Genomic DNA, 22,417 nt, shown 5'->3' on the forward strand with positions numbered 1-22,417 from the left:
TATTTATTCCTTAACGCCAAATTTGCGTAGTAGTGTAATCATAGGGCACCAGCTAGTGAAAGCCGATTGCATCAAGTTTAGGGCAATAAACACTGTAAAATATACCCACCTAGGATCGTGATAGGTTTGTAATAAAATTGAGATCACAATCATTATGCCAGCGATCAGACGAAGCGCATTATTGAGTTTCATTATAGTCGGTCACTTATCCAGTTAAATACCTAATTACTATAATCGTATTTTATATATTAGTAAATCCTAATATTAGACTTTTCTAATGTAACAATTTATACTGCGATCACATTAGATTATTAGAGCTTTATATGAATATTGATTTTACTGCTATGGCGGGGAACGTTGAGCAAGCAGAGCAGCTATTAAAAATTTTAGCTAATAAAAATCGTTTAATGATTTTATGTTCGTTGCAAGATACCGAAATGAGTGTGACACAGCTTAATGAAGCGGTGCCGTTAGCGCAGTCGGCACTTTCTCAGCATTTAGCTGCCCTTAGAAAAACGAATATTGTTGCTACTCGCCGTGATGGGCAAACTATTTATTACCGTGTGATTGATCAGAATGCTATTCATCTTTTAGGCACATTGTATGGTTTGTTTTGTAAGGGGTAGTGGTAATGAACATGATTGATAACGCAGTAAAAAGCAGTTTAACGGGTCGTATTCCGGTTATTATTTTTGTGTTATCAATTTTGTTTGGTCTGTTTGCTTTAAAACAAACGCCTCGCGAGGAAGAGCCGCAAATAGTGGTGCCTATGCTTGATATATATGTATCGGCTCCTAATGTAGAAGCGCCCGAAGTGACACGGTTGGTGACTCAGCCTCTTGAAAAGTTACTTTCCCAGCTTGGCGGTGTTGAACATATTTATTCAACCACACAAACTGGCGCTAGCGTGGTGACACTTAGGTTTGAGGTGGGGCATGATCGCGAACAAGCTATTTTAGATACCTACGCCAAGCTTAATAGTTACCAGCATACAATGCCTTCTGTTATTAAAAATTGGCAAATTCGGCCCATTGAGGTCGATGATGTTCCCATTGTTATGCTTGGGCTTTACAGCAAAGATCCACAACTCTATAGCGATTACGAATTAACACGATTTGCAAACGAAATTGTGAGTGCTTTACAACGTATTGAAAACACCAGCGAGGTAAAAGTGATTGCTGGGCGTAAACGCACGCTCACTATTAATTTAAACGCCAGCGCGTTGGCTGCTCACCAAACGACTATAAGCGATGTACTTTATGCATTAAGTGTATCTAATCAACTTACGCAATTAGGCAGTGTTGTAAATGGTCAGCAAAAAATAGCTTTGCAAGCGGGTGACGTTTTACGTAATAAGTCTGCAGTGGAGCAGCTTGTAGTGAATGTAGTAAACGGTAAGAGCGTTTACTTACTTGATATTGCAAGCGTGATTGACGGGCCTGGCGAGAGCGAACATTACCAATGGCTTGCACAATCTTCTAATGCTCAACAGTTACCCATGGTCACATTAAGTGTGGCTAAGCAAACAGGCACGAATGCCGTGGCGGTGGCAAACGATGTTCATCAAATGATGGCCGAGTTATCACGCACGCTTTTACCGCCAGAAGTGAGCTACTCGGTATTAAGAGATTACGGACAAACCGCCAATGAAAAAGTAAATAATCTAACATCAAGCTTAGTGTTTGCAGTATTTACGGTAGTGATATTTGTTGGGGTGTTTTTGGGCTGGCGCCCCGCCATTGTTGTTGGATTAGCGGTGCCTATTTGCTATGGCATTACACTGGCACTGGATTTTGCGTTTGGGTATACCATTAACCGAGTAACGTTATTTGCACTTATTTTATCGTTAGGTTTATTGGTAGATGACCCAATTACAGGCATTGATAATATAAGCCGCTTTTTAAATAAAAAAGGCAGCAAAAGGCAGCAAATAGTTGGCGCAATGAGCGAAATTCGCGGTGCGTTACTTATGTCAACTTTAACGATTATGGTGGCATTTATTCCGCTGGCATTTATTACTGGCATGATGGGGCCGTACATGGCACCTATGGCATTTAACGTTCCAATCAGCGTGATGGTATCCACCATTGTGGCGTTTTTTGTAACGCCATGGCTTGCGATGAAGTTACTCAAGCCCAATACAGATACCCACACTGAAATTGAGCCCCAAATCAGTATTTATCAAACGTTATTAAGCCCACTGCTCGTCTCAAAGCAGCGCGCAAAATGGGTATTATGGGGCACATTAATTTTGTTTATTATTAGTGCCATGCTACCAGTGATGCGTTTAGTGCCTTTAAAGCTATTACCGTTTGATAACAAAAATGAGCTACAAGTATTAATAGACATGCCAGAGGGCACAAATTTAGAAAGAACCGCGGCCTTCACCAAACAAGTGCAAACACTCACTTGGCAATTAAACGAAGTAAGTGAAATAGCAGCCTACGTTGGTAAGCCTTCAAGTATGGATTTTAATGCCATGGTACGTGGCTATTATCGCCGTGAAGCGACACATTTAGCAGAGCTAAGAGTGTTATTGATTGATAAGTCTGAGCGCGAGCATCAATCACATGCTGTGGTTATGCGCTTACGTAAACAGCTCGCACCTTTAGCAAAACAAGGCATAGTAATAAAAGTTGTTGAAGTGCCTCCTGGTCCACCCGTATTAAGTACTCTAGTTGCTGAGGTTTACCGAGATGATTTTGTTGATGAGCAAACTCATTACCAAGCAGCTAAACAATTAGCTGAACGTTTAAAGCAAGAGCCACACGTAGTCGAAGTGGATACCTCTATGGCTGCACCTTCACCTTTACAGCGTTTTGTAACCGATAAGAGCAAAGCGGCAATCAGTGCAATTTCTACTCAAAATATTGCTCAATCGTTAAGTGTTGCAACACAAGGTGAAACCATGGGTGTACTTTACGTAAGCTCTGAAACTGAGCCTGTTGATATTAAATTACAGTTACCATACAGCGAGCGTAATCAAATTTCGCAATTACTTGCACTGCAAGTCAGGGGTGATAGAGACTTAGCTAAAACCAGTAATGAATTTGGCTTACAAAGTGCACCTAGGCCATTAGTGTCGCTTTCAGAATTAGGTGAATTTACGCAACATCAGGTTGCTGACATTCGGGTTCGTAAAGATCAACGCGATGTAATTTATGTTATGGCTGAGCTAAACGGGCGAACGCCAGCAGAGGTTATTGCAGACGTAAATGCTGATTTTAACGCCGAGCCTAACTATTTTGAAAAAACACCGTGGATAAACCGCCACTTTTTTAACAATGGCGGTACTGCACCATGGCAATTACCTAAAGGCACTCATGCCAACTTTAGTGGTGAGGGTGAGTGGCGTATTACCATAGATGTGTTTAGGGATATGGGAATTACATTTGCCTTTGCACTTAGTGCCATATTTATTATTTTACGTGTTCAAACACAATCTGCGAGCTTGTCGCTAATTATTATGTCGGCTATTCCGCTCACGGTGATAGGTATTATGCCAGGTTTTTGGTTATTAAATCAGTTTGGTGAACGTGCTATAGCTGGCGCTCCTGAGCCGGTATTATTTACCGCCACAGCAATGATTGGGATGATTGCCCTTGCTGGTATTGTGGTTCGTAATTCGCTTATTTTAGTCGAATTTATTAATCAAGCCAGAGGCCAAGGTATGGCTATAAAAGATGCGCTGGTTGCTGCTGGAACAGTGCGCATGCGCCCTGTATTACTAACCGCAGGCACGACTTTATTGGGTAACTTAGTAATCACACTTGACCCGGTATTCAGCGGGCTCGCGATTGCGATAATTTTTGGTATTGTGGCGTCTACTGTATTTTCGTTATTTGTAGTGCCACTTGTTTATTATTTAGTGTTTGCAAGTTCAGAGGGTGAAGCGCATGCAGGGTAAATCAAAACTAATCGGCGCTTTAATCGCTTTATTGGTAATTATTATGGCTGTGCTTTACATGGCAGGCAGCTTTTCTGACCAACAAACGGCTGGTTTAAAAGAATCACAGCAAAGTAATTATCAGGGGCAGCGCGTCACCATTGCGCTGCAAAGCATCACCGGTATTGAGCAGGTACCGGGTAGTGTAATTGCTAAACAAAATACGCAAATTTCATCAAATGTTATGGCGCAGGTTGAGCAGCTAAAAGTACGAGCGGGCGATAAGGTCACTAAAGGCGATTTACTTATTACCCTCAAGCAAGATGATTTTAAAGCGGCGTTAGCACAAAGCGACGCGAATATTAACGCGGTGAAAGCATCGTTGACGCAAGCTCAAAAGCAATTAGCTAGAGTGAGTGATTTAAATGCTAAGGGGTTGGTGTCTGTTAGTGAATTGGATGATGCTAAGGCTAAATTTGATAATCTCACTGCTAATTTAGCCGCCGCTCAGCAGCAGCAAGCACAAGCAAAAGTGGCGCTAAATTATACTCAAATTATAGCGCCCATTTCAGGGGTTGTGGTTGAACGTTTAACCGAGCCCGGCGACACCGCCACACCGGGTAAGCCACTTATTACTGTGTATAACCCATTGCAATTACAGCTCGAATTTAATGTGCGTGAACAACAAGCTGTAAAATTAAAACTCGGAGATAGCTTAAATGTGGCCCTTCCACCTTTGGCAATAACAACACCTGCCGTAGTAAGCGAGATAGTCCCTGTTGCCGACAATAGCGCGCGTAGCTTGCTTATTCGCCTAGACACGAATGCACAGTTAGGGTTAATTCCTGGGCTTTACGCACAGTTGCAGTTGCCTACAAAAAGCGCTCAAGGTATTTTAATTGAGCCAAGTTGGGTACATGAGTTTGGGCAATTAAACATGGTGTATGTACTAGAAAAAGAAACGCCAGTTAAACGTTTCGTAAGGTTAGGTACAATGGTTAATAACAAGCACCATGTAATTGCTGGCCTTAAAGAGGGAGATGTACTTGCTATTGATTATTCCCCCTTGCACGGTATTAAATAAAACTGGCTATTTCATCAATCGATTTTTTATCTAGGGCGTGCATTGGTATTGTTGCATGCTCATCCGGATAGCCTGCAATTAATAGCATATAAGGGCGCTCGTTATCTTTATCGCGGCCACAAATGTCTGTTAAAAAGCTCATAGGTTTTGGGGTGTGAGTAAGTGTTGCAAGGCCTGCTCGGTGCAGAGCTTGTATTAAAAACCCCGTTGCTAACCCAACAGACTCATGCACATAGTAATTTGTATTTTTATCGTCAGTACTCACGCCGCCCTTTTTTTGACTAAACACAGCAATAAGCCAAGGTGCATGCTCTAAGTAGGGTTTGTTAGCGTCAGTCCCTAATGGTTTTAATGCATCCAGCCACTCCTCGCCTGCTCGCCCTTCGTAAAAAGAGCGCTCTAGCTTTTCAGCCGCGTCGCGTATTTGTTTTTTTACATCGCTACTGTTAATAGCCACAAAATGCCAAGGCTGGTGGTTTGCACCACTAGGTGCTGTACCCGCTGCTTTTATACAGGTTTCGATAATCTCTTTTGGCACTGGGCGGTCACTAAAACTGCGAATGCTATGGCGGCGCTGGCTTGTTTGTAAAAATTCATTTGCACGGGCTAACATTTCATCGTGTGAGTATTCTATAAAATCGGTCAATGGCTGGTTTTTATGTTCTTGCATGGCTTTTCGCTTCTTATCAATGGTGTGTGGTTTTTATACCCAGAGGCTCACTTCTTAGCAAGTGTTATTAGAGTGTGTTGCTGTTTATTTATTGTTACAAAGTTGGCCACAGCGTAACTTATGTTCCCGTTTTTAATGTGGTATAAAACAGTATAAAAATAATACTTACAATTCAAGGAAGTAAAAAATGCTATCAATAACAGGGTTATCAAAAACCTACGACAACGGCGTGCACGCTCTGCAAGGTGTTGATTTATCAATAGGTAAAGGCATGTTTGGGCTACTTGGGCCAAATGGTGCCGGGAAGTCATCGCTAATGCGTACTATTGCAACGTTACAATCTGCCGACGCGGGGGCAATTACCTTTGATGGTATTGATGTATTTAAAGACCCACAAGCACTGCGCCAACGTTTAGGTTACCTTCCACAAGATTTTGGTGTTTATCCGCGTGTTAGTGCTTACGACTTGTTAGACCATATGGCTGTTTTAAAGGGGATTCATAATAAAGGGGAGCGTAAAGAGTCGGTTGAAGGCCTACTAGCACATACTAATTTATATCAACATCGCTCAAAAGCGGTAAGTGGCTTTTCGGGCGGGATGCGCCAGCGTTTTGGTATTGCTCAAGCGTTATTGGGCGACCCTGATTTACTAATCGTTGATGAGCCAACCGCAGGGCTAGACCCTGAAGAGCGAAATCGCTTTCATAACTTGTTAGTAAGCTTAGGCGAGCAAAAAGTCGTTATATTATCAACCCATATAGTAGAAGATGTGGCTGAACTATGCCCTAATATGGCGGTACTGGCTGGTGGTAAAATTTTATTAGAGGGTAACCCGATTGCCCTCACCGACAAGCTGCAAGGCCAAATTTGGCGCAAAGCCATGAGCCAAGAAGAAGCGCAAGAGCTTGAGCCACAGCTACCTGTTATTTCTAAACGCTTATTTGCTGGGCAAACCATATTGCATGTATTAGCGGAACAAGCCCCTGAAGGTTTTCAATCAAGCCATGCAAACCTAGAAGACGTGTACTTTTCTACTTTGCTCAATCATCGTAATAGCCAAGTAGCATAAGGAGGCGTTATGTTTTTTAATATGCTCGCGTTTGAGCTGCGCTATTTTGTGCGCCAGCCTTCGTTTTATATCATTTCATTAATGTTCTTTTTTATGGCGTTTTTTATCAGCTCTTCTAGCAAATTTCCGCTAGGCGGCGCTAATGTACATATGAATTCGCCTTTTTCAATTATGATGTTGACCATTACATTTTGTGTATTTGCGATGTTTTTGGTAGTTAACTTTGTTGCCAGCTCCGCTATTAGAAATAGTGAAACTAAAATGGATGAACTGGTTTTTAGTAAGCCTGTTAATCCTATTCCTTATCAAACTGGGCGTTTTTTTGGTGCTTACTTAGTGGTGTTGGTTGTATTTTTAACCGTGCCGTTAGGCGTGCTTTTAGGGTCGCAATTTGGCTTATCAGTTGGGTGGCTCGATAGTGAGCTAGTAGGTCCAAATAAGTTTGTGTATTACGCCGCACCTTATTTTTATATTGCAGTACCCAGTTTGCTGGTGCTTTCGGCTATTTTTAACAGCGTGGCTGTCTATTTTAAAACCATGATGTCGGTGTATGTAGCAGCCGTTGTTATTTTTATCGCTTATCAAATCGCCAGTGCTTATTTTGATGATTTAGCATTTAGAAATATAGTTGTTTACGCCGACCCATTTGGGCTAGGGTCTTTAATTGATTTGACGCGTTACTGGACCGTGAGTGATAAAAATACAGAAGTGCTCACTCTCAGCGGTGATTTGTTAGTTAACCGTATTTTGTGGATTGTACTGGGCTTAGCTATGTTTTTTAGCCTTGGAAAATTAAGTAACCGCATAGTAGCTAAAAAACAGAAAAAGCAATTTAAAGTCTCTGCATTTGTGCAAAATAAACAAGCTGCACTGATTAATAATGCTAAAAATTACAAGTCTGCAGGAGCGAGTACGCAATCGCAGTTAATAATGCGCAGTATATTTGAACTTAAACAAGTTATATTTAGCGCGCCATTTATGATTTTAGCGGGTGTAAGTATTGTAACGCTTATGATTCCGCTGTTTGCGCCCATTGGTGCTTACGGTACAACTAACTGGCCAATTACCGCGAATATGGTCAATATTATTAGCGGTATTTCGGGTTTATTTTTGTTTGTTATTATCGCTTTTTATAGCGCTGAGCTTGTTTGGCGAGAACGTCAAAGTGGTATGGGCGATATTGTTGACAGCTTTCCAGTACACAACAGCGTTTTTTGGGTATCAAAAATACTGGCGTTAATAACAGCTATTTCAGGCTTGTTTCTTGTTGGAATGATACTAACAATTACAGTGCAGCTATTTAAAGGGCAATTTAATTTAGAGTTAGGGCAGTATTTATTCAGGATTGTTTATTTATCGCTTTTACCGTTAATTATGCTTACGGTGCTTGCCTTCTTTTTACAAATTATTAGCCCAAATAAATACGTAGGAATGGGGTTATTTATTTTGTACTACATAGTGCAAATGGTAATGGATTCGTATGGATTTGAACACCATATGTATCATTTTTCGAAAAGCAGTAGCGTACCGTACTCTGATATAAACGGCTATGGACACTTTTTGCAAGCAGCGCATTGGTACACATTGTATTGGGGCGCGTTAAGTCTTGTTTTGGCTATTGTAGGATTTGCGTTATGGCATAGAGGACCTTCACAAACGCTGCGTACACGCCTGTCTATGCTTCGTTATAATATGTCGTTAAAGGGGCAAGTAATTGTTTGTGTTAGTGCACTGGTGTTTGTTGGTGCAGGTTATAACATTTATTACAATACGCGTGTTTTAAACGAATTTACCACAAGTGATGCGTTTCAAGACAAGCAAGTAAGCTATGAAAAACAGTTTGCACAATACAAAGATTTAGCCGTGCCTATGGTGACAGATGTAGACTTAACTGTTGATATTTATCCTAAAAAGCGTGCTTTGAGTGCAGTTGCAAAAATTAAGTTTACTAATACATCTAATGAGCCAATTTCGCGAGTGTTAATAAGTTCACCGCAACACGCCAAAAGCTGGGATGTAACGATGGCTGGCGGTAAAATTGTTGAAAAATTACCAGCGCTTTATTCTGCATGGTTTGAATTTGATCAGCCCCTTATGCCAAACGAAATAAGAGAAGGGCAGCTGTCTGTCACTCGCGAGCATACCGGCTTTACCGATAGAGGCTCCGATACACAGTTAGTGGCTAATGGCACGTTTATTAATAACTGGGAGCTCTTTCCCAATTTTGGTTACAACCGTAGTTTACAGGTGGCTGATAAATTTGAGCGCCGTAAACATGATTTACCTGAGCTAGAACGAGCAAATAAACTTGAAGATAGCCAGTACTATACACAAAGTGATTTTGGTCAAGCCACGGGGTTTATTAATTTTAAAGCAACGGTAACGACCGATGAATCGCAATTTGCGATTACGCCTGGTTATTTACAAAGTGAAAGCGTAAAAGATGGGCGCCGAACCTTTGTTTATGAAATGGATGCACCTATTATAAACTTTTATGCGGTGCAGTCGGCCGAACTGGAAAGTAAAAAAGTTGAGCATAATGGTGTAAATATTGAGGTTTATTTCCATAAAAGTCATGCGTGGAATGTTGACCGCATGATTGAATCGGTTCAAGACTCGATAGATTATTTTACACAAGCATTTGGCCCATATCAGCATAAGCAATTACGTATTATTGAATTTCCTCGCTATCGCTCATTTGCGCAAAGTTTTGCTAATACTGTTCCTTATTCAGAAAGCATTGGTTTTGTTACAGACTCAAGGGATGAAAGTAAAATTGACCTGCCTTATTACGTAACTGCACACGAAGTAGCGCATCAATGGTGGGGTCATCAAGTATCAGGCGCCAATGTAGAGGGGAGTGAAGTTATGTCTGAAACGCTTTCACAATACAGTGCTCTTATGGTGCTTGAAAAACGCTTTGGCCCAGAAAAGCTACGTAAGTTTTTAAAATACGAGTTAGATAGGTACTTAATGGGCCGCACTGGAGAAGCGTTTGAAGAAATGCCGCTATATAAAACACAAGCCCAGCAATACCTTCATTACAATAAAGGATCTGTGGTGATGATGGCGATTTATGATCGCTTAGGTGAAAAACGTTTAAACGCTGCCCTTAAGGCATTTTTAAATGAGTTTAGATACCAATCAATGCCATACCCAACAACGCTTGATTTACTCAGTTATTTAAAACAAGACGCAACGCAAGCTGAGCAAAGCTTTATTGATGATCAGTTTAAATATATCACTTTGTATGAGCTAGAAATGAAAGAGGTTTCAATTTCAGACGAAGCCGACAGTGATGGCTTTTATAGCGTTACGTTAAACGTTGAAGCTGTTAAGCAACGTGCTGATGGTCAAGGTGAAGAAACAGAACAGCCACTCGACGAGTTAATTGATATTGTGTTGTTTAGTGACGATCCTGAAAACCTACTCGCTGAAGATTTTGTGATTTACTCACAAAAACACCAAATAGTAACGGGCACTAATATCATTGAGTTAAAGGTAAAAGAAAAACCTTTATTTGCAGGGGTAGATCCGTACGTAAAACTGGTTGATAAAGACAATGTAAATAATTTGGCTAAGTTTTAATAGCTGAAACTAAACTTACTCAAAGGCCGCAATTTTGCGGCCTTTTTTGTGTAAAAAACTGTTTGAAATCTGTAAGGTTAGCTACATTTTTCGCACAGCTTTTTACTCATTATTTTACTGGTTTACTGTAAAGTTTATTTACTGAAAGTAAGTACCAAGTAAGGACAAACATGAAATCATTAATAATGGGGTTTGTAGTATTAGGCTTAAGCGCCTGTTCTGCGGTTACCATACAGCCACACGCTATCGCAAAAATTACAAGTAAAGCGACCTACGAAGATAGCCGTCCATTTTATTTATGGGGATTAGTAGGAGAGGAACGTGTGGATGTAAAACAGATTTGTACAGATACACAAGCGGCTCAAATGCAGTCGCAACAAACATTTAGCGATGGTGCGTTGGGTTTAATTACGCTAGGCATTTATTCACCACATACCATAAAGGTATGGTGTGAAGAGCAAAATACGCAGGAGGCGTTATGAATCTTAAATTAATTTTATGCAGTATTACTTTTGCTATGTTAACTGGTTGCACAAATATTTACTTTGATAATGGTGTACCTGAAAAAGTTAATAACCAGTCGCACAATAGTTCTCAGTGGCATCATAATTTTGCTTTAGCTTTGTATGAGGGATCTGATGCGGTTGACTTAAGTGAGCATTGTCCACAAGGACAATGGCAAACGGTGCACACGTATAAGTCATTTAGTAATGGAGTAGCGGAGGTTGTAGTTAATCAGATAGGCCCGGCTTGGTACCCTAAAACAGTTGAAGTGAGCTGCACTAAGGTACCTTTTAAAGCTGAGTAGAGATTGATGCGGATTATTCGTATCGTAGTGCTTCAATAGGGTTTAGCCTTGCCGCTTTAATAGCGGGGGCTAAGCCAAATATAATACCGATAAGTGACGTAAAACCGAACGACAGCATCACAGCCCAACCAGGTATGTAAGCATCCGGCATACTGGGAACCATAAACGAAATCAATGCGGCAGCACCATAACCTATAGCTAAGCCAATTAGTCCGCCAAATAACGATAGCACTACGGCTTCCACCAAAAACTGTAGCATAATAAAGCCGGGTGTTGCGCCCAATGCTTTAAGAGTGCCTATTACACGGGTACGTTCAGTCACCGATACCAGCATAATATTCATTACGCCAATCCCCCCTACAACAAGGCTTATACCAACAATACCAGCAGTGATTGCCGTGGCGCTACCTGTAAACTTATCAACATTAGCACGGGCTTTTTCAGCGGTTTCAAATTCAAAGTCGTTTTCTTCACCGTCTTTTAATTTATGTAATTGGCGTAAAATACGCGTTATTTTAGCTAAAGTAAGCTCTTCATCGACCCCTTCTTTAAGTCTAAACATTATTTGCACGTTACTCGTGCTGCTAGCACCCTCTAACGCGCTCATGGTACTGATCGGAATATTTATATAATCATCTTGATCAAAGCCAAATAAGCTACCTTGTTTTTCGGCTACTCCAATGATCCTAAACCATTCGCCACCAAGTTTGATATATTCGCCTACGGGGTTATCGGGTAAATTTAACTTTTCAATAATAGAAGGACCAATGAACGCAACCCGACGGCGTTTTTCGTCATCTTCCGCGCGAATAAAGCGGCCTAATTCTGGAAACGTGCGGTATGCTTTTTGGTAATCTTGTTCGGTTCCCATCACGCGTGATGAATGGCTTTTATTTCCGTATTCAGCTCCACCAGAAAAACGCCACGTAAACATAAGTGCGGTCAGTGTTTCGGCTTCTTTTATACGTGCTTTTAGTGTTAGAAAATCGGAATAAGTCAGTTTTGCGTTTTTACCAACCATTTCTTGCTCGATGCTTGTAAATGGTTTGATTGAGGTTACATCGGGTGCCATGTCAGCAAGTTGATCGTTAATTTGTTTAGTAAAGCCCTGCATTACTGCAACCACAGTTATAACGGCTGCAACACCAATAATAATACCTAAACAGGTTAATGCGCTGCGCATTGCGTTGGCCTTAATAGCCATTAATGCTGCTTTTGTTCCTTCCATAATGGCAATGGCAGATTTAAACATGTTGTTTTTCTCCTTCGCCTTTTTTTACATCACTCACTACTTTACCATCTACCAAGCGAATAACCCGTTGGCAATGGTCTGCAATTTCTTGCTCGTGGGTTACTAAAATAATAGTGTGCCCCTCATTATGCAGTTCATCAAACAAGGTCATTATTTCTGCTGTGGTCTTGCTATCAAGATTACCTGTGGGTTCATCCCCCAGTAAAATATGTGGTTTAGTTACTAATGCGCGAGCAATGGCTACACGTTGACGTTGCCCACCCGAAAGCTGACTTGATAGGTGATCAACTTTGTCGCCAAGACCAACGCGTTGCAATGCTTCAAGTGCTTTTTGTTTGCGTTGTTTTGCGGGTATAAAACGATAAACCAAGGGCTGCATTACATTTTCAAGTGCAGATGCGCGAGGCAGTAAGTTAAAGCTTTGGAAAATAAATCCGACGCTCTCATTGCGTTGATGGGCAAGCTCGGTTTCGGTCATACTTTTTACAAGCTTATCTTTTAAAAAGTAATCGCCACTAGTGGGTGTATCTAAGCAGCCAAGTAAGTTCATTAAAGTTGATTTACCTGAGCCTGAAGGGCCAATAATGGCTACGTATTCATTTTCATTCATGACGATATTTACATCATCTAACGCTTTAAATACTTGCTCGCCCATTACATATTGTTTGTTAATGTGTTCTAACTTAATTACCGCAGACATTATAGTGTTTCCTCGTCTGCGTCATTTTTAAGTGAAACAACATCGCCTTCTTGCAGCTTGCTAATTGGTCGAGCGGGGCCAATAACCACATTATCGCCTTTGCTTAGCCCCTCTGTTATAGCTTGCTCAATGTCAGACGAAATACCAACACTTACTATTACTTTACTTACGGTATTATCGCTATTTAAGCGCCATACAAAGGTTTTACCCTCTTCTTTTTGTATTGCTTCAATAGGGAGCTTTAAACCATTTTCGGCAATACTGGTGGCAATTTCTGCTCGGCAACTCATACCCGCATAAAGTTGGCGATCTGTTGGGTCTAATAATACTTTAACTCTAAAAGAAAGCCCTTGCGAACCTGGTTGGTTTTTAGCTGATGTACCAATATTAATCACTTTGCCGCTAAATGGTTTGTTAGGGTAGGCTGCGGCATAAATATCAGCTTGTTGATTTAGTTTTATGCTGGCTATATCTGTTTCATCAACTCTAAGCTCTGCTAAAATAGCGCTAGGGTCGGCAACAAGCATAAGGTCTGAACCAATAATATTAGTTGTGCCTGCAATAACTGTTTCACCTTCTTTAATATTAACCGATGCCAGTAAGCCACTCATTGGCGCTCTAAATACACTTTTACTTAGGCGATCTTGTGCAATTTGAAGCGACGCTTGCGCTTGGTTATATGACTCTTTGCGTGATTCGATATCTATTTTTGCTAGATCGCGAGCACTTTCGATATTTTCAAAGCTTTCTTGATTTCCTAATCCAACATCGTATAGCTCTTTTTGCCTTTTTAATTGGCGCTCTAAATTAGCAAGGCGAGTTTGGCTATGTTTTATTTCAATTTCGGTAGCGCGTAGAACGGCTTGGTTTCGGTTTACTTCTGATTCGAAGGCCGTTGTATCAAGGCGCATTAAAATATCCCCTTGCTTAACGCTTTGCCCTTCTTCTACAAATACCTTATTGACACGACCAGTTACCTCAGAGCGCAATTGCACTTGGGTATTAAAAACTAGATTGCCCGACGCCATGATTGAATCAGCAATATTCCCTTGCTCAACCTGCGCAATATTCACTTGGGCTTGCTTTTTATCACCGGTCACCTGCTTAGAGACGATTAGGCCTACAAAAGCGACTATAGCTATCGTTATTATTATTGCTTTTTTCATATATACATCTGTCCGTGAATAAGTAGCGCAGAGGTAAAATACCTCTGCTTATTAATTACATTGCAGCAATAATTGCCCAAATACCAAAAATAACAAGTGTTGGAAGCGCCGAGAAAAGTAACGCTTTATTTGTTGAAAAATTTGTCCAACATTTTAAGCCAACCATTCCTAGTCCAATCCCCCAAAGACTACTTAGCTTTAATGATTCTAGTAATGTATAAAATGCGCTACTAGGTTCTAACCCAACAACAAGCTGATTAATTGAATCAAAGTTAAATACTGCTGTTTGAGATATTTGATCGGTACTTGCACTAAGTACAAGCGCTATCGTACCTAAACTCAGAACAATATTTGGCATTATTGTCCAAATAGTAAAACCATACCAAGCACCATAGCTGTGCTCTGACTCTGGGTCTAATTTAGCAATGAGCATATAATACACAGCCATTATCGCGGCTATGATTGCAGTACCTAATACGATTGATATCATGCTAACCCATACTTGTATTCCGGCGTTTTGTTCAATGCTTTGGCGAATCATTTTTTGCTCGCCAATTGTTGCATCAACACTTGCAGCTGCAAATTGCTCGTTAATCAAAAACTGCATATCAACGGTAGAATAAAAAATATAAATACTCGCCATTGAAACTAAAGAGATTGCTATAAAAGCAAGCCATGACCAACCTTTGGCGTGCTCAACACCATTGAAAGCTTTGCTTGGGCTAATGTAAATATCGAGTAGGGCGCTAAATGCGTTAGGTGATTTCATTATTATTCCTTAATAACCTATATGTGATTTGGTAAACACTTGATACCAATGGATAGATTAATAATATAGGAAAAAGTATGTACTAATTTTATTCAATTGTAACCGATTGTTAACAAGGGTGGGCATTATAAAAGTAATTAATAAAAGACGTATTGTTAAGCTCTATAGTTGCGAAGTGGTTTTAATATGATTGAGCCATAAGGAGTGGAGCTTAATAATCACGTTGTTATGGCTGTATCTAATGCAAATACAGCCATTTATTTAATTAGCTATCAGATAAACTAAGACCGCTAGGGTTATCTGTTGCGATATACAATGCTTTTAGTTTTTTATCACCACTTTCGGTTTCATTTTTACTGTCCTTAATAATCAAAAGGCTAAGCTTTGAAAAGTCCAATTTAACCTAATATAGTAAGAACCTGCCTTCCAGTTATACAATCATGAATACTTAAACAAATTTGCTTAAGTATAAAAAAAAGGGCCAAATGGCCCTTCAGTTGCAGCAAGTAACACATGTTTGTTTATAGGCTGAAGTCTACAGCGTAAGCAACGTAAACTTTTACATCTGACTCGTCCATATCAGTGTCTGATACGCCAAATGTGAATCCATCCTTTGATACAGACACACCGTAATCAATAATGTCTTCGTCACCAATAAAATCGCCAGAATAATGACCTATGTGTAAAGCCATTTCTGTACCATTGCTGCCTACGGCAAAGCCGTAATCAGCTGTCAAATAAAGTGAGTCGCCAAAGTCTGTACCGTCGCCACTTGCAGCAGAAGTAGCAAGCACTGATGCACCAAAGGTAAAGCCTTCAACACTGATGCTACCGTAAATTTCTGAAAAATCAGCATCTGCGCTTGATGCCGCGTCTGGGTAAGCATAATAAATGTAACCTACATCGTAGCTAACACCTTCGCTAATATCGCCACCAAAGCCTGCGTAAAAATCTAGCTCGTAGGTCATTTCGTCAGCCCAAGATGCATTAGATACCCATGTACCAGCATAAAACCCAGATTCGTCAGCGTAATCAATACCACCAGAAATAGCAGCGTCGCCGCCAGTTTGTTCTTGTCCACGCCATAAGTAATTTGAGGTAGCTGCTACATTCGCAGATACTTCAGCATTTACTGCTGTTGATGTAAGTGACGTTGCAGCCATTAATGCCACGGCGCTAAAAGCGATTGTTTTTTTTAGTTTTAACATGTTCCATTTCCCGTTATATGATTTTTTGCATAGGAAGGCTTTTTATTATGAAGTACCGTAGCCTTTTGATTTATGCGTTTTTATTGTTTAACTGAGAATAGAATTGCACTGTGTGTGCCAGCTTGATTTATTTTGTTTAAGATTTAAGTTTTATTATTTATTAACAATGGCTTGCGTTTGGGGTGGGTGGTTTAGATTATGAGGAAGAAATATTCTATCGCACATCGCTGGTGCATAAAATAATCAAGCTGCACCATGAAAGTACAGCTTGTTTAGAATTATTTAGCCAAATATGGTGCGCATTAGACTAATTGTTTCGTTTACACTGCGACCTTTTTGAACTTCGCTGATTATTGAGTCGCGTTTGCTACGAATATGCTCAGGAATATCATCGGCAGCCAAAGCGCGGTCAACTAAAATTTCAGCAGACTCTTTACCTCTGCGTTGTGTTTTACCCGTTTTAGTGGTGCTACGCTTTGGTTTATTAAGTAATTTAATATAGTTAGAGCTATCTGGTGTTTTGTTATCCGCGTAGTAAAAGAAGCACGGAATAAGCGCTTTAATTGACACTAATTGCTCTTCTAGTTCATTTGAAGCATTTGCCATTTTGTACCATGACATAGCTTGAATGCCTTTTACAATATCTTGCCAGTAACGCTCAAAATCACTATTTTTGAGTTTAGTAACCGCAAGCGCTGAGCATAACGCGTCTAAACGGCTATTTGTAATTGGCGTAAAAATATCAGGGCGACGCATTGCAAGTAGTCTTGTTGCCGGAGCAAGTGTTGGCTTTTCACTGCTATCAGTAAATATTTTGCTATAAGCAGCTACAAACTGTTGGTACTCGTAATGGGTAATGTCACCTTCAAGAGGAATATTAGCCAGTGCTTCATCAAACGCACCCGGTAAATCACCAATGAGTTGGTGGAAAACTTTAGCACTCTTAGTTGATGCAAACCACTCAACATCAAAATCGTAAGTGCTTGGATCAAGTGAAGCCATATGCTTGCCAGTAAAAGCAAGAAGGTCTTCAGGGATCATGTCTTTTAATGATTGCTCACGAATACTTTTTACGTAACTTGCTAAACGAAGTTGTTCATCAAGTGCAATAACATCTTTGTGTTGCTCTATAAATACACTTACCACAGGCCAAGGGGCTACACGAAGCGTTTTAACTTGTAAAAAGCTGATAGCCGAAATAAGCTGATCATGCAGTTTTTTAAGAACAGGTAGCTGTTGCGGCTCAAGTAAATCGTAGTTAATACGGTCTCTGCTTGCGTTTAATAGCTCGTAACACCAAGGTAAAAAATCATCAGGATGGTTTTCTACTTTCACGGCCATAAGGTTAAGGCTTAATTCTGAAGATTGTTTCAGAATGTTCTGATAGATTTGATTTTCTTGCTCGCCTAGTGTCATTTTTGACGGTGAAATTAGCAGTTTTTTCATGCCTTGTAGATACTCCGGATTTATATATATGTATTAGCATTGTTTATTTTAGCTCAAATACACTAATAACAACAGCGCTGTCCTGCGCGCTGCATTATTATGGTGTTTAAAATCGGGGGTAATCTAACCAGCTCGGTTATTAATCAGTCTCTTCTAATATAAAGAGGCTTTCAACTGATGCGTGAAAATGAGCTGCGATTTTAAGGGCTATAATGACCGATGGCGTAAATCGATTTGTTTCTACAGTGCTTATTGTTTTACGCGATACGCTTATAGCATCGGCAAGTTCTTGCTGCGAAAGCCCTGCCTCTTTACGAAATTTTGCTATGTTATTTTGCACTTTGACTCCTAATCACGGCTCTGCCAAAGTAATGAAGCACCATATACCAAAAGCATGATACTGAGATAAAGTATTGCCATAGTTGCATGCGAAACCTCGCTAGGTATTTCATCGCTTTTATAAAAAACGGCGATAAGGCAAAATCCAAATGCAAAACTTGTATGTTTATAGGCATTAATGTCAATGTTGTTTAGAAACTCATCTTTATATGCATATTTAAAATACATTTTTAATGGGAAGTCTGCTTTAATCATAAAAATAGCAGTTACAACCATATAAAATAAAACGCTCATTCCAACAACTATCATCTCTTCTATATTATGGTTAGTTAGTGAGTAAACACTGAGAAGTAAACAAACTACGCCAGCGCTTATACAAAACCATATATTTTGTCTCATAAATTGTTCTTCTGTTTTAATATCTTGTTGTTTCATAGTATTCATCCTGTAATAGTATTTGATTTCTTGTAACCTAAAGGTATCAAAATGTTTCAGGAACGATTCATATGAAATAAGTAAACTGCTTTTATGAGCTTTTTTTATCTACAGCAATGCTTTTAGGCTTAACACTCGCTATGATAAAAACATAATTTGACCGCTTAAAGGACGAACATGAAAACCTTACTCAAAATTTTTGGTGTAATACTCTTACTCTGTATTGCTTTAATTGTGGCAGCGCCTTTTTTAATTCCTACCGATACCATTTTTAATAAAGTATCAGAGGAAGTTCAAAAAACGACGGGAAGAACGCTAACAATTAATGGTGACAAAACGCTTAGTGTGTTTCCTGCACTAAAGTTAGAGTTGAATGATGTCCACTTTGCTAATATGCAAACAGGTTCGCGAGCTGATATGGCAAGTATGCAGCAGCTGGCAGTACATATACCTTGGTTCTCGTTATTTGGCGGTGAGTTTAAGCTTGATAAGTTTGTTATTAACGAACCAGATATTTTATTAGAGACAGATAAAAATGGTAAAGCTAACTGGCAGTTGTTTGATGCTGTAGCAGATCAACCTACAGAGCAAACTGAGCCTGGTGAGGCAATTAAGCTGCCTGCTAGCTTTGATATTGAGCTGGGTGAGGTCGCTATTTATGGCGGTACATTTACATATCTAGATGGTCAAACGGGCGCCAAGCAGAAAATTAGCGATTTAGAGCTGGCTATTTTACTTCCTTCATTACGTAAAACCCTTGAAGTTAAAGGGGGGATTACCTATATGCAGGAGCGATTTGAACTAGATGTAAAACTCGATACTCCTGCCAAAGCGATTGAAGGTCAGGCTTTTAATGTATCGCAAAATTTAGATTCGCGCTTGGTTGAATTGACATTTAATGGCTCAATCGCAAAACAAGGGCAAGACATAAAAGGTCAATTAGCACTCAATGGCGAGTCGGTAAAAAATATTGCCAAATGGCAGGGGGTTGCCCTAAATGCGAAAGATAATGCGTTTAATGCATTTAGTGTAAATGGTAAAATGCATTTACTGGGTGAAAAATTCAATCTTGAAGAGTTAACTGCAACGCTTGATGAACTTCAAATTAAAGGTAAAAGCGAAATTAGTTTAGGTAATCGTTTAGCCATTAATGCAAATGTAGATTTGGGGATGCTCGATCTTAATCCCTATTTGCCAGATGCCGTTGCTAAAAAAGAACAGCCGACTGAAGACGATAGCAAACCGGCAGAGCCAATTGTTTGGGATGACACTCAAATTGATTTAAGCGCCCTTAAAGCACAAGATGCTAATGTAGTAATTCGTTCTAGTGGATTAATAGCAAATGATATAAAACTGGGTGCGAACCAGTTTACAGTGGCGCTAAATAAAGGTGTAGCTAAATTAAGTTTAGATAGCTTTTCAGCCTATGAAGGCGCTGGTAAAGGTGCAATTACTATTGATGCTCAAAATGCGCCTTATAAAATAGCTACAAACTTTAATTTAACAGATATAAATGCCCAGCCGTTATTAACTGATGCAACCGGTTTTGACAAGGTACTCGGTAGAGGTTCTTTAAATTGGAATTTATCTACAGCTGGGCAAAGTCAAAAATCGTTTATCGATGCGCTAAATGGTAAGTTGATATTTGAGTTTGCAGATGGTGCTGTAAAAGGGGCGAACATTGCTGAAATGGTTCGTAAAGGTAAAGAGATTATATCTGGTAATTTTGGCGCCGCTTCTGAAGGGTTAGATACTGGCTTTGAAGAGGCAGAACAAACAGATTTTTCTGCGCTTACAGGTAGCTTTAATTTTATTAAAGGTGTTGGACGCAATACTGACCTTTCACTAATTAGCCCTCTGATTCGTATTTCCGGTGAAGGAGATGTGGATTTACCTCTCACTAAAGTTGATTACCGTTTGGTAACAGGGATTGTAGATTCAATAGAAGGTCAAGGCACTACCGATGACAGTACAGGCTTTAAAATACCGTTACGCATAAAAGGACCATTTCACGATGTGGGAATTAAACTTGATGTAAGTAATGCCTTAAAAGATGAAGCAAAAAAGAAACTAGATGACGCAAAAGAAAAAGCGAAAGAGAAAGCCAAAGATAAAGTAAAAGACAAATTAAAGGGACTATTTGGCTAAGTAACCACTAGTAAAATAAACAAGGCACTTTTTAAGTGCCTTGTTTATTTTATAACCATTGAAAAAATAGTCACATAGCTTTACCAACGTTAATAAAATCCCCTCAGTCCTTAAATTAATTAAAAAATAACCTATCGCTACATGCTCAATGCTGGTACAATTGCCCGCCCTTAAGAGACAACTCGTTTGTTTTTGAGTGGGATTTAATCGAAATGTCTTGATTTTAAACAATTTTAAGACACGTTGTAATTACTACACCGGAGGTCATTAACATGATCCAAATGCAAACTCAGCTGGAAGTTGCTGATAACAGCGGCGCTCGCAAAGTGCAGTGTATAAAAGTCCTTGGTGGTTCACACCGTCGCTACGCAGCGATTGGCGACATCATTAAAGTTTCTGTAAAAGAAGCTATTCCTCGCGGTAAAGTGAAGAAAGGTGATGTTAAAAACGCGGTAGTTGTGCGTACCAGAAAAGGTGTTCGCCGTCCAGATGGTTCTCTGATCCGTTTCGACAGCAACGCGGCTGTTATCTTAAATGATAACTTGCAGCCAATTGGTACACGTATTTTCGGCCCTGTGACTCGCGAACTTCGTAATGACAAGTTCATGAAAATCGTTTCACTAGCCCCAGAAGTACTGTAAGGAGCCAATCATGGCAGCAAAAATCCGTCGTGGTGACGAAGTAATCGTACTAGCAGGTAAAGACAAAGGTAAGCGCGGTAAAGTGCTTTCAGTTGTTACTGAATCTGGTCGAATCTTTGTCGAAGGCATAAACTTGATCAAGAAACACCAAAAGCCGGTTCCACAATTGAACCAAGCTGGCGGCATTGTTGAGAAAGAAGCGTCTATGGACGCATCAAACGTTGCGATCTTCAACTCGGAAACGAGTAAAGCAGATCGTGTAGGTTTCAAGATTGAAGATGGTAAGAAATTACGTATCTTTAAATCTACTGGTAAAACTATCTAATAGTTGGAGTAGAATGATGGCGAAACTGCATGAAGTATATAAAGACAAAGTAGTTGCTGAGCTTCAAGAGAAGTTTGGTTTCAGCTCTGTCATGCAAGTCCCTCAGATCGAAAAGATCACATTAAATATGGGCGTGGGCGAAGCCCTAGCTGACAAGAAAATTTTAGATCACGCTGTAGCTGATTTAACTGCAATCTCTGGTCAGAAACCTTTAATCACTAAAGCACGCAAATCTGTTGCTGGCTTTAAAGTGCGTGAAGGCTACCCAATTGGTTGTAAAGTAACCCTACGCGGCGAGCGTATGTGGGACTTTTTTGAGCGTTTGGTATCAATCGCTATCCCACGTATTCGTGACTTCCGTGGCGTAAGTGCTAAGTCTTTTGATGGACGTGGTAACTACAGCATGGGCGTACGTGAACAAATCATCTTCCCAGAAATCGATTACGATAAAGTAGACCGTGTACGCGGTATGGATATCACTATCACTACTTCTGCGAAATCTGATGAGGAAGGCCGTGCGTTGTTAGAAGCGTTTAACTTCCCATTTAAGAAATAAGGGTAGGGTTATGGCAAAGAATTCTATGAAAGCGCGCGAAGCAAAGCGCACAAAACTAGTTGCTCAGTATGCTGAAAAGCGTGCTGCACTAAAAGCTATCATCAGTGATGTTAATACATCTGAAGATGATCGTTGGGACGCGGTACTTAAGCTACAAGCTTTACCTCGTGATTCTAGCCCTGCACGTCAACGTAATCGTTGTAACATTACGGGCCGCCCACATGGTTTCCTTCGCAAATTCGGCATGAGCCGTATTAAAGTTCGCGAAGCAGCTATGCGCGGTGAAATTCCTGGCCTTAAAAAGGCTAGCTGGTAATAGAATCATGG

Annotated in this window: 22 protein-coding genes; 12 read left to right on the forward strand and 10 right to left on the reverse strand. The window is 40.1% G+C overall.

Going from position 1 to position 22,417, the window contains the following annotated elements; translation table 11 throughout:
- Positions 1–3: 3 nt before the first annotated feature.
- Positions 4–192, reverse strand: coding sequence for a YgaP family membrane protein (locus RF53_RS19320; RefSeq protein ID WP_006794224.1), 189 nt, complete (start codon positions 190–192; stop codon positions 4–6).
- A gap of 131 nt (positions 193–323) precedes the next feature.
- On the opposite strand from RF53_RS19320, the gene RF53_RS17205 reads away from it, so the two are divergent.
- Genes RF53_RS17205 through RF53_RS17215 form a run of 3 tightly spaced genes read left to right on the forward strand, consistent with a single transcriptional unit; the run spans position 324 to position 4,970 of the window.
- Complete coding sequence (locus RF53_RS17205) at positions 324–626, forward strand: ArsR/SmtB family transcription factor (RefSeq protein WP_039038387.1); 303 nt, start codon at positions 324–326, stop codon at positions 624–626.
- Between the two features lie 5 nt (positions 627–631).
- Entirely contained in the window at positions 632–3,907 is a 3,276-nt protein-coding gene (locus RF53_RS17210; protein WP_039038388.1) for an efflux RND transporter permease subunit, read from the forward strand.
- Positions 3,897–4,970: an efflux RND transporter periplasmic adaptor subunit gene (locus tag RF53_RS17215; RefSeq protein WP_039038389.1), complete on the forward strand. Its 1,074-nt coding sequence runs from the start codon at positions 3,897–3,899 to the stop codon at positions 4,968–4,970. The genes RF53_RS17210 and RF53_RS17215 overlap by 11 nt, the downstream gene beginning before the upstream one ends.
- Here RF53_RS17215 and RF53_RS17220 read toward each other — a convergent pair.
- On the reverse strand, positions 4,963–5,640 hold the full coding sequence (locus RF53_RS17220; protein WP_039038390.1) for a nitroreductase family protein: 678 nt from the start codon (positions 5,638–5,640) through the stop codon (positions 4,963–4,965). The two genes, RF53_RS17215 and RF53_RS17220, sit on opposite strands and share 8 nt — an antisense overlap.
- Before the next feature lie 187 nt (positions 5,641–5,827).
- Here RF53_RS17220 and RF53_RS17225 point away from each other — a divergent pair, with 187 nt between their 5' ends.
- The 4 genes from RF53_RS17225 to RF53_RS17240 all read left to right on the forward strand — a co-directional run bounded on the left by RF53_RS17225 (position 5,828) and on the right by RF53_RS17240 (position 11,105).
- On the forward strand, positions 5,828–6,709 hold the full coding sequence (locus tag RF53_RS17225) for an ABC transporter ATP-binding protein (RefSeq protein ID WP_008130025.1): 882 nt from the start codon (positions 5,828–5,830) through the stop codon (positions 6,707–6,709).
- Between the two features lie 9 nt (positions 6,710–6,718).
- The gene (locus RF53_RS17230) at positions 6,719–10,297 is read left to right on the forward strand and encodes an ABC transporter permease/M1 family aminopeptidase (RefSeq protein ID WP_039038391.1); all 3,579 of its coding nucleotides are present in this window, start codon (positions 6,719–6,721) and stop codon (positions 10,295–10,297) included.
- 170 nt (positions 10,298–10,467) lie between these two features.
- On the forward strand, positions 10,468–10,779 hold the full coding sequence (locus tag RF53_RS17235; RefSeq protein ID WP_010557717.1) for a Bor family protein: 312 nt from the start codon (positions 10,468–10,470) through the stop codon (positions 10,777–10,779).
- Positions 10,776–11,105 (forward strand): Bor/Iss family lipoprotein, encoded by a 330-nt coding sequence (locus RF53_RS17240; RefSeq protein WP_039038392.1) that lies wholly within the window; start codon positions 10,776–10,778, stop codon positions 11,103–11,105. The genes RF53_RS17235 and RF53_RS17240 overlap by 4 nt, the downstream gene beginning before the upstream one ends.
- 13 nt (positions 11,106–11,118) lie before the next feature.
- Here RF53_RS17240 and RF53_RS17245 read toward each other — a convergent pair whose 3' ends face one another.
- The 8 genes from RF53_RS17245 to RF53_RS17280 form a co-directional block, all read right to left on the reverse strand.
- Complete coding sequence (locus RF53_RS17245) at positions 11,119–12,357, reverse strand: ABC transporter permease (protein ID WP_006794233.1); 1,239 nt, start codon at positions 12,355–12,357, stop codon at positions 11,119–11,121.
- A complete protein-coding gene (locus tag RF53_RS17250) occupies positions 12,350–13,057 on the reverse strand; it encodes an ABC transporter ATP-binding protein (protein WP_006794234.1) in 708 nt (235 codons plus the stop codon). The genes RF53_RS17245 and RF53_RS17250 overlap by 8 nt, the downstream gene beginning before the upstream one ends.
- Positions 13,057–14,223 (reverse strand): efflux RND transporter periplasmic adaptor subunit, encoded by a 1,167-nt coding sequence (locus RF53_RS17255; RefSeq protein ID WP_039038393.1) that lies wholly within the window; start codon positions 14,221–14,223, stop codon positions 13,057–13,059. The genes RF53_RS17250 and RF53_RS17255 overlap by 1 nt, the downstream gene beginning before the upstream one ends.
- Positions 14,224–14,278: 55 nt before the next feature.
- A complete protein-coding gene (locus tag RF53_RS17260; protein WP_039038394.1) occupies positions 14,279–14,992 on the reverse strand; it encodes a YIP1 family protein in 714 nt (237 codons plus the stop codon).
- Positions 14,993–15,513: 521 nt separating this feature from the next.
- The gene (locus tag RF53_RS17265; RefSeq protein ID WP_006794238.1) at positions 15,514–16,200 is read right to left on the reverse strand and encodes a TorF family putative porin; all 687 of its coding nucleotides are present in this window, start codon (positions 16,198–16,200) and stop codon (positions 15,514–15,516) included.
- Positions 16,201–16,482: 282 nt separating this feature from the next.
- Positions 16,483–17,646, reverse strand: a complete 1,164-nt coding sequence (locus tag RF53_RS17270; protein ID WP_010557712.1) for a hypothetical protein — start codon at positions 17,644–17,646, stop codon at positions 16,483–16,485.
- Between the two features lie 139 nt (positions 17,647–17,785).
- Entirely contained in the window at positions 17,786–17,986 is a 201-nt protein-coding gene (locus RF53_RS17275) for a helix-turn-helix transcriptional regulator (RefSeq protein WP_008127823.1), read from the reverse strand.
- Between the two features lie 8 nt (positions 17,987–17,994).
- The gene (locus tag RF53_RS17280) at positions 17,995–18,420 is read right to left on the reverse strand and encodes a hypothetical protein (RefSeq protein ID WP_039038395.1); all 426 of its coding nucleotides are present in this window, start codon (positions 18,418–18,420) and stop codon (positions 17,995–17,997) included.
- A gap of 177 nt (positions 18,421–18,597) precedes the next feature.
- Here RF53_RS17280 and RF53_RS17285 point away from each other — a divergent pair, with 177 nt between their 5' ends.
- From RF53_RS17285 to rpsN, 5 genes are all read left to right on the forward strand, one after another.
- On the forward strand, positions 18,598–20,568 hold the full coding sequence (locus tag RF53_RS17285) for an AsmA family protein (protein WP_039038396.1): 1,971 nt from the start codon (positions 18,598–18,600) through the stop codon (positions 20,566–20,568).
- A 272-nt stretch (positions 20,569–20,840) separates the two neighbouring features.
- Positions 20,841–21,209: a 50S ribosomal protein L14 gene (gene rplN / locus RF53_RS17290; protein ID WP_002959498.1), complete on the forward strand. Its 369-nt coding sequence runs from the start codon at positions 20,841–20,843 to the stop codon at positions 21,207–21,209.
- 10 nt (positions 21,210–21,219) lie between these two features.
- Positions 21,220–21,534: a 50S ribosomal protein L24 gene (gene rplX / locus RF53_RS17295; RefSeq protein ID WP_006794243.1), complete on the forward strand. Its 315-nt coding sequence runs from the start codon at positions 21,220–21,222 to the stop codon at positions 21,532–21,534.
- Positions 21,535–21,550: 16 nt separating this feature from the next.
- A complete protein-coding gene (rplE, locus tag RF53_RS17300) occupies positions 21,551–22,090 on the forward strand; it encodes a 50S ribosomal protein L5 (RefSeq protein WP_006794244.1) in 540 nt (179 codons plus the stop codon).
- A 10-nt stretch (positions 22,091–22,100) separates the two neighbouring features.
- Positions 22,101–22,406 (forward strand): 30S ribosomal protein S14, encoded by a 306-nt coding sequence (gene rpsN, locus RF53_RS17305; RefSeq protein ID WP_006794245.1) that lies wholly within the window; start codon positions 22,101–22,103, stop codon positions 22,404–22,406.
- The last annotated feature ends 11 nt before the right edge of the window (positions 22,407–22,417 follow it).

Origin of the sequence: Pseudoalteromonas sp. ECSMB14103 (assembly GCF_000813065.1) — a bacterium.
Lineage (GTDB): Bacteria > Pseudomonadota > Gammaproteobacteria > Enterobacterales > Alteromonadaceae > Pseudoalteromonas > Pseudoalteromonas marina.